8 protein-coding genes are annotated in these 6,741 nt (G+C 58.7%); 2 read left to right on the forward strand and 6 right to left on the reverse strand.

Going from position 1 to position 6,741, the window contains the following annotated elements:
• Window positions 1-271: 271 nt before the first annotated feature.
• Genes AWB69_RS44470 through AWB69_RS44490 form a run of 6 tightly spaced genes read right to left on the reverse strand, consistent with a single transcriptional unit; the run spans window position 272 to window position 5,289 of the window.
• Window positions 272-1,078 carry a c-type cytochrome gene (locus tag AWB69_RS44470; RefSeq protein WP_062093119.1) on the reverse strand — a complete coding sequence of 269 codons (807 nt, stop codon included), beginning with the start codon at window positions 1,076-1,078 and terminating at the stop codon, window positions 272-274.
• A complete protein-coding gene (locus AWB69_RS44475; protein ID WP_062093120.1) occupies window positions 1,075-2,703 on the reverse strand; it encodes a b(o/a)3-type cytochrome-c oxidase subunit 1 in 1,629 nt (542 codons plus the stop codon). The genes AWB69_RS44470 and AWB69_RS44475 overlap by 4 nt, the downstream gene beginning before the upstream one ends.
• Window positions 2,693-3,262: a cupredoxin domain-containing protein gene (locus AWB69_RS44480; protein ID WP_062093121.1), complete on the reverse strand. Its 570-nt coding sequence runs from the start codon at window positions 3,260-3,262 to the stop codon at window positions 2,693-2,695. Before AWB69_RS44480 ends, AWB69_RS44475 begins: the two co-directional genes overlap by 11 nt.
• Window positions 3,259-3,417, reverse strand: a complete 159-nt coding sequence (locus tag AWB69_RS48460) for a hypothetical protein (RefSeq protein ID WP_089164460.1) — start codon at window positions 3,415-3,417, stop codon at window positions 3,259-3,261. The genes AWB69_RS44480 and AWB69_RS48460 overlap by 4 nt, the downstream gene beginning before the upstream one ends.
• A gap of 7 nt (window positions 3,418-3,424) precedes the next feature.
• Window positions 3,425-4,639, reverse strand: a complete 1,215-nt coding sequence (locus AWB69_RS44485; protein ID WP_082913875.1) for a c-type cytochrome — start codon at window positions 4,637-4,639, stop codon at window positions 3,425-3,427.
• Window positions 4,640-4,674: 35 nt separating this feature from the next.
• Entirely contained in the window at window positions 4,675-5,289 is a 615-nt protein-coding gene (locus AWB69_RS44490; RefSeq protein ID WP_082913877.1) for a c-type cytochrome, read from the reverse strand.
• 557 nt (window positions 5,290-5,846) lie between these two features.
• On the opposite strand from AWB69_RS44490, the gene AWB69_RS44495 reads away from it, so the two are divergent.
• Together AWB69_RS44495 and AWB69_RS44500 are read left to right on the forward strand one after the other, a co-directional pair.
• A complete protein-coding gene (locus AWB69_RS44495; protein WP_062093123.1) occupies window positions 5,847-6,284 on the forward strand; it encodes a carboxymuconolactone decarboxylase family protein in 438 nt (145 codons plus the stop codon).
• 18 nt (window positions 6,285-6,302) lie between these two features.
• Window positions 6,303-6,656, forward strand: a complete 354-nt coding sequence (locus AWB69_RS44500) for a cupin domain-containing protein (RefSeq protein ID WP_082913876.1) — start codon at window positions 6,303-6,305, stop codon at window positions 6,654-6,656.
• The last annotated feature ends 85 nt before the right edge of the window (window positions 6,657-6,741 follow it).

A 6,741-nucleotide genomic window follows, 5' to 3' on the forward strand; every position in this document is an offset into this window, starting at 1 on the left:
CAAGCTCATAACGTTTTATTCTGGCCTGCTGCGAAGCCGGTCTTTAACGCCTTGCACACAAAAATACTGACAGTTCCGCAGTGGCTAATAGTGATAAAGAAATTAGCTCACTCAAGCAGACCGCTAAGGCCGAAAGCAGCAACCCGGCATTGACTCCGACCGCTAACGCTGGAACCTAGCACCCCGCCCCCTGCCCGCCGACCCCTAACCCCAGCCCACCCAAACCCTAAACCCCAAACCCCGTCCCCCGGCGCGAGCGAAAAACCAACTCCTATGGTTGTGCCCCGGCATAATAAGCTGCGGCTGCATCGATTTCCTCCGGCGTCATATTCCGTGCAACATTGCGCATCTGCTCGTTGATATCGTTATGACGCGTGTCGTTCGCGAACGCCTGCAATTGCGCCCGGGTGTACGCAGCAGGCATTCCCTCGAGCCACGGGCTCCCCGCCTTGTGATCAATACCGCCATGACACGACGCACAGGACGCAATGTTTCGCATCGGCGCACCGCCGGACACAATATCCGGCACGGGCACGACCGGCGCCGCATCGGAGCGCAACGCCACTGGTCTCGGCAAGTACGCGTAATAAGCGGAGAGATCGCGCATGTCCTGGTCGCTCAGGTTCGAGACCATGGGCGACATCACCGCATTACGGCGCGCGCCGGACTGAAAGTCGAGCAACTGCTTGTAGATCACGGAAGAATACTGGCCCGCGAGATTCGGCGAGTTGGCATCGCTCATGCCTCGCACACCGTGACACATGGTGCAACGCATGGACAAGGTCGCGCCGCGGCCGATCGACGTGCTGCTCGGCTGCGCCAGCAGTTGCGGCGTCATGGCCACCGCGCTGGTTTGCACCAGCGGCACGGGCGTGGCCGACGAAGCGCGCAACCATTGCTGCGGGACGCCCGCCGCACTGCAGATCGCGTTCCAGACGCCCTGGAAAGGTTGATCGCTTTGGGCCGAAGGCAGCCATATGAAACCCACGGCCGTCGAGAACGCGACCAGCGCGAGCATGCCGCCGACCGTGACCGTGAACCACCGGTTGCGTAACGAGAACAGGCGCTCATCGCTCATCGCTGCGGCCCTCCAATCTGGATCGCGGGGATGGATGTATCCGCGCGAAATAGCAGCGAAGCGACCGGATAGCCGTAGTTGAATAGCGTGAGGCCAATCATCAGCGCAAGCCACAGGCCAAAGCTGTTCAACGCAACCGGAATGGTCTTCGATTCATGTACTGCCTTGCTGAACGTGTACTCTTCAATCACACTCCGCGGCCCACGGTGGTTGCGAATCAGCACGATGAAAAACATCACTGCCGAGACAACCAGGATCAGGCCGCCGATAGTCGAGATGATCACCGACAACGCCTGTTCAGCGATCTCCGGGTCCGTGTAGTCGAAGAAGGCCATGCGCCGCGGCATACCGAGAATACCCGCGAAATGCCACGGGAACGTCAGCACGATCATGCCGATGAACCACAGCCACAGCTGCTGGCGCATCAGCTTCAATTGCGTCATGGCTCGGCCGGTGAGATGCGGCCAGAGGTCATAGGCGATCGCGAAATACATGATGACGATCGCCCCGCCGAAGATCAGATGGAAGTGACCCGTGACCCACTGCGTGTTGTGAACGGTCGAGTCGAGCTGGTAGCTCATGTTGATGATGCCGCCCGCCCCGCCAAAGCCAAGCATTACGAACGAAAACGCAAGCGCAAGCATCAACGGATTGTCCCAGGGCAACGCCTTGATCCAGCCAAAGGTCCCCCGTCCGCCGCGCAAGCGCGCAGCAATTTCAACCGATGCGCAGATGGTGAACACTGTCAGCATGGTCGGCACCGCAACCAGCGCCGTGAACACCGAATGCATGAACTTGAAACCCGAACCCACTTGCGGATCGGCGAACAGGTGGTGGATGCCGATCGGCATGGAAACCACCAGGAACAGGATGAACGAGATGCGCGCCATCGAATCGCTGTACAGGCGCCCGCCAATCGCTCGCGGCAGGATCGTGTAATACGCTATGTACGCGGGCATCAACCAGAAGTAGACAATCGCGTGAAGGGACCACGAGAAGAACACACGGGCAAGGCCGGCGTCGATCGTTGTCTTGAAGCCAAGCGCCACGGGCAGGATCTGGAACAGGATCTCGATGGCCGCGCCCACCGCGGTCCAGCCCCATAGATAAGCCCCGGCCAAGGTGGCGAACATGGCAAGAGGCACCGGCACACCCTTATGCTCGCGTTTCCACACGGCAAGGTTGATCGACATCAGCGCGACCCAGATCCAGGACCCGACCACCACCAGCACAATGCCGATGTAGAAGAACGCGTTGGCGATCATCGGCGGATAGAAGGTATAGAGGACCGAGGCAAGGCCCATGGCGACGGGAACCATTGCTGTGACCGTACCCACGGCCACGAGGATAAAACCAGCCCATGCCCAGCGCGCTCCGACCAGCGGTTTCTTGAGCGCCAGTTCGGTCACTGCGTAACCAAAACCCATTGCGATCAATGTGGGAAACACGTAGGCCATGGCCGAACCGTGCGCCGTCACCGAGCGATAGTAAAGTTCCGGATTCTTCAGCCACGGGTGCAGCGGACTGCGCACCCACATTTGCCACGCGCCGAGCAGCAACGCGCCGCCGAAGCTGATGAAACCGAGCCAGAAATGCGCGAGAACGAGTCGCTTGCTATTTAACACAACTAAGTCTCCGCGAACCGTTAGCGTTTGCCATCTTGAGGAAGGCGGTTTTATCGATCACCTTGACGTGCGCCCACATGCCCTGATGCCCGGTGCCGCAGAACTCGTGGCATGGCATCAGATGCTCGCCGGGCTGCGTGAACGTGCTCTTGAAGGTGGAGATATAACCGGGCTCGAGCATCGAATTGATATTCGTGTTCGTGATCAGGAATCCATGCACGACATCCGCGCTGGTGGCGCGAAAGGTGATGGGCGTGTCGGTTGGAATGAGCAGGCATTGCGGCGTGAATGAATACTGCTGCGCGACGATCCGCACAGTGACCGAACCGTCCGCTTCAACCGCGCTGCCCAGGTTGCTTTCAATGAATTCACCGCTTACGTTGAGCGTTTCAGGCCGCACGGTCTCCACTCTGGATGGCGGCATCATGGCCCAGTGCAGGCCGGTGAAAATTGTCATGGCGACCAGCACGCACAGAATGATGACGACAAGAAGCGCCCACTTGCGCTCGATGCGCGCGGCAATGTCGGCAGACGCATGCGACGGGTGTTCAGTGCTCATTGGATAACGCCGCGGGGTAAGAAGACCAGGAAATAGAACGCAAACCACAAGCCGATCACAATGGCCGTTGCCGCACCAGCCAGCGCAATGGCGCCGTGCGGGCCGTCTCGCACAATCTCGTCGACGGCGGCATCTTCTTTCTCGGAATCAGTCATGACGTCCTCAGTAAAGGGGGGCTGAGCGCAAGGTGTTGACTTCCTTGACGCTGACCGGCGTGCCGTGATTACCCCAGGCCGTGCGGATATACGTGACCACCGCCGCGACCTCCACGTCAGAGAGCGACTGGGCGAACGGCGGCATGCCGTAGGGCATCGGGTTCTTCTTCGTGCCGGGCGCGTATCCACCATTCAGCACCATGCGGACAGGATTCACCGACGACGTCATCTGAATGGACTGGTTGTTCGCCAATGGCGGGAAATGCGGCAGCTTGCCCTGCCCTTGCGACGCATGGCACAGCGCGCATTGGGCGTCGTAGATCTTCTTGCCCAGCGGCGAAAGACTGGTCTGTTGCTCGGCAACAGCGGCGGTTACCGGCGCAGGCTTTTCGCCGGCACGCGCAGGCAGCGTCTTCAGATAGACCGCTACCGCGCGAATGTCTTCGTCCGTCAAATACTGGAAGCTGTCGTACACGACCTCGGCCATGGGCCCATACACCGCCCCACGATTCGACACGCCCGACTGCAGCAGGTCCGATATGTCCTCGATGCTCCAGTCGCCCAGCCCCGCCTCCTTATTCGATGTGAGCGACGGCGCGTACCAGTTCTGCACGGGAATCAGGCCGCCTTCGAAGCGCTTGGAAGCCGAGTTGCCGCCTAGCGCATTGATCGCGGTATGACACATCGTGCAATGGCCCAGCCCTTCGACGAGGTAAGCACCGCGGTTCCATTCCACCGATTGCGTGGTATCCGGCTGGTATTCACCAGGCTTCATGTACAACAGGCGCCACCCGTACAGCAATGAGCGCTGGTTGAACGGAAACCGCAATTCATGTGCGCGATTGGGCTGATGAATGGGCGGCGTGGACAACAGGTAGGCGTAGATCGCGTCGGAGTCGTCGCGCGTGACCTTGGTGTAGGAGGCAAACGGCATGGCGGGATACAGCAGCTCGCCGTCGCGTGACTTGCCGGTATGCATCATGGTGTAGAACTCAGCCGAGGTCCACTTGCCGATACCGGTCTCTTTGTCCGATGAAATATTCGGCGTATAGAGCGTGCCGAACGGTGTTTCCATCGCGCGGCCGCCACCGAATAGCTTACCCGCGGGTACTGTGTGGCACGCGATGCAATCGCCGGCGCGAGCGAGATATTCACCGCGGGCAATCACTGCGGGGTCGGCGGCTCGTGCATTCAAGGCGACGATGCAGGCGCAAACAAACATTAGGGCACGGAAACTGAACACGTCTATTTCCTCGCCTATTGATTAGGAACAGTGCCGCAAACCAGCGGCATCTTGAGTGACCCGGCCGCCACGGGCGCCGGATTCTCCGGCGCGGGCAACGAAGCCAGATAGGCCGCGATAGCCGTGATGTCCCGGTCGGCCAGTTTGGTGGCGATGTCATGCATGCAATCAGGAGCGAGCGTGGTGCGCGTGCCGTAACGCCATGCGCCCAACTGCGCGCTGATGTAGTCGGAGTGCAGACCCAGCAAGCCGGGAATAGCCGGCTCCATGCCGGTCAGTGCCGCACCGTGACACGCAGCGCATGCAGGAATCTTGCGTGACGCAGCACCGCTATTTACCAGGGTCTTGCCGAGCGCTAGCGTCGCGGTATCTGCAGTCACTGGTGCAGGCGTGGGAAATGGTGGATGCTCGGCGGCGAAATACTCCGCAATTTTCATCAGATACGGATCAGGGAGATATGCCAATAAATAATTCATTGGCGGATATTTGCGGCGGCCGTCTCTAAAGGCCAGCAATTGGTTGTAAAGATAACCAGCGGGCTTGCCTGAGAGCCGCGGGTAATAGTCATTGCTCGTGCCTTCACCCTGCGCGCCATGGCACGCCGCGCAACCAAGCACGCGCGCCTGCATGGTGTCAGGCGCTTTCTCGGCCGGCGCCTCGCCGGCGGCGAATGCATGCAGGCTTGAACTTGCGAGCAGCACTAATGTTAAGAGGACGCTGCGTATGCCCACCGTTGTATCCCTCGATCGGGTTTTTGTGTCTGCAGTATTTCGCTACAGCTAATTTTTTATAACCACGCCACTGCTCTGGTGAGTGAGCTTAAAGCACTTGGATCAATTTGCCGAGCGCTAAGATTCATATGATTTCACGCATTATTAATCAATATCGAGATGATTCAACATGTCGAAATAATGAGCTTTGATGTTCAATGATCCATGTCAAATAATCCGCATTATTTCGCTGGCTTCGGCATTTTTTTAAGCATTTCGTTAGCGCGCGGATAGTTGGCCCACGGACAAGCCTGTGCTCTGCTTTTCGGCTGGCGCACATAAGACAACGCAGCCTGGAGGCTTCGGCACTGGTTACCTGAAATTAGGCCAAATCGGCTATTTATAAGATCCAGTCAAACGCCTAATCTTGCTCATGTCGCGCCAACCCGCGCATCGACCCAATCAAAGGAGCTGTCATGCAAACCCGTCTGGATTTCTACAAGGCAAGCCCGTCCACCATCAAGACCCTGCTTGCGGTGGAAGAGTACATCGGTAAGTCATCGGTGGAAAAATCGCTGGCGGAACTGGTTCGCCTGCGTGCATCGCAGATCAATGGCTGTGCGTTCTGCGTCGACATGCATACGACAGATGCCCGCAAGGGCGGCGAGACGGATCGCCGGCTGGCAGCCGTGGTGGTATGGCGTGAGACGCCGTTTTTCACGGATCGCGAACGCGCGGCGCTGGGATGGACCGAAGCGCTTACGCTGGTCTCGCACGACCATGTTCCCGATTCCGTCTGGGAAGCCGTGCAGCCGCATTTCTCTGAACAAGAGATCGTGGAGCTGACGCTGCTTGTATCGCAGATCAACAGCTGGAACCGTTTTGCCATCGCGTTCCGCAAGATGCCCGTCTGATCAACTGAGGTCTTATTCATGAGTCGAATCAAAACCGCGGTCGCTGCGCTGATGTTCGCTCTTTGCGGCGTCGCCCATGCAGATGACACGGGCCAGGAAAAGATCCAGCCGGTCATGCGTCAGGCGATCCCCGAAGCGGCGGGCAAGAACGTGCTCGTCGCGACAGTGAGTTATGTGCCGGGACAGGCGTCCGAAGCACATATGCACCGTGGATCAGTCTTCGCGTACGTGCTCGAAGGACACGTGGTCTCGCAGCTCGAGGGTTCTGCCGCGAAAACCTATGAACCTGGCGAGTCATGGTATGAGGCGCCGGGTTCACATCACCTGGTCTCGCGAAACCCCCGGCGTCAGACTACTTGTCGTGTTATCTGATTCTTATAGACATGGTCCGGGGGCGGTAAAATCAGAGTGAATGAAAACCTACTCAGCAGAAAGAAAAGAAGCGCTGGTGCGGCGC

Source organism: Caballeronia udeis (genome assembly GCF_001544555.2).
GTDB lineage: Bacteria > Pseudomonadota > Gammaproteobacteria > Burkholderiales > Burkholderiaceae > Caballeronia > Caballeronia udeis.

Excerpts from the sequence above, each read along its gene's own strand:
- AWB69_RS44470 (WP_062093119.1), bottom strand. The coding sequence starts at position 1,078 with ATGAGCGATGAGCGCCTGTTCTCGTTACGCAACCGGTGGTTCACGGTC.
- AWB69_RS44480 (WP_062093121.1), bottom strand. The coding sequence starts at position 3,262 with ATGAGCACTGAACACCCGTCGCATGCGTCTGCCGACATTGCCGCGCGC.
- AWB69_RS48460 (WP_089164460.1), bottom strand. The coding sequence starts at position 3,417 with ATGACTGATTCCGAGAAAGAAGATGCCGCCGTCGACGAGATTGTGCGA.
- AWB69_RS44485 (WP_082913875.1), bottom strand. The coding sequence starts at position 4,639 with ATGTTTGTTTGCGCCTGCATCGTCGCCTTGAATGCACGAGCCGCCGAC.
- AWB69_RS44490 (WP_082913877.1), bottom strand. The coding sequence starts at position 5,289 with ATGCAGGCGCGCGTGCTTGGTTGCGCGGCGTGCCATGGCGCGCAGGGT.
- AWB69_RS44495 (WP_062093123.1), top strand. The coding sequence starts at position 5,847 with ATGCAAACCCGTCTGGATTTCTACAAGGCAAGCCCGTCCACCATCAAG.
- AWB69_RS44500 (WP_082913876.1), top strand. The coding sequence starts at position 6,303 with ATGAGTCGAATCAAAACCGCGGTCGCTGCGCTGATGTTCGCTCTTTGC.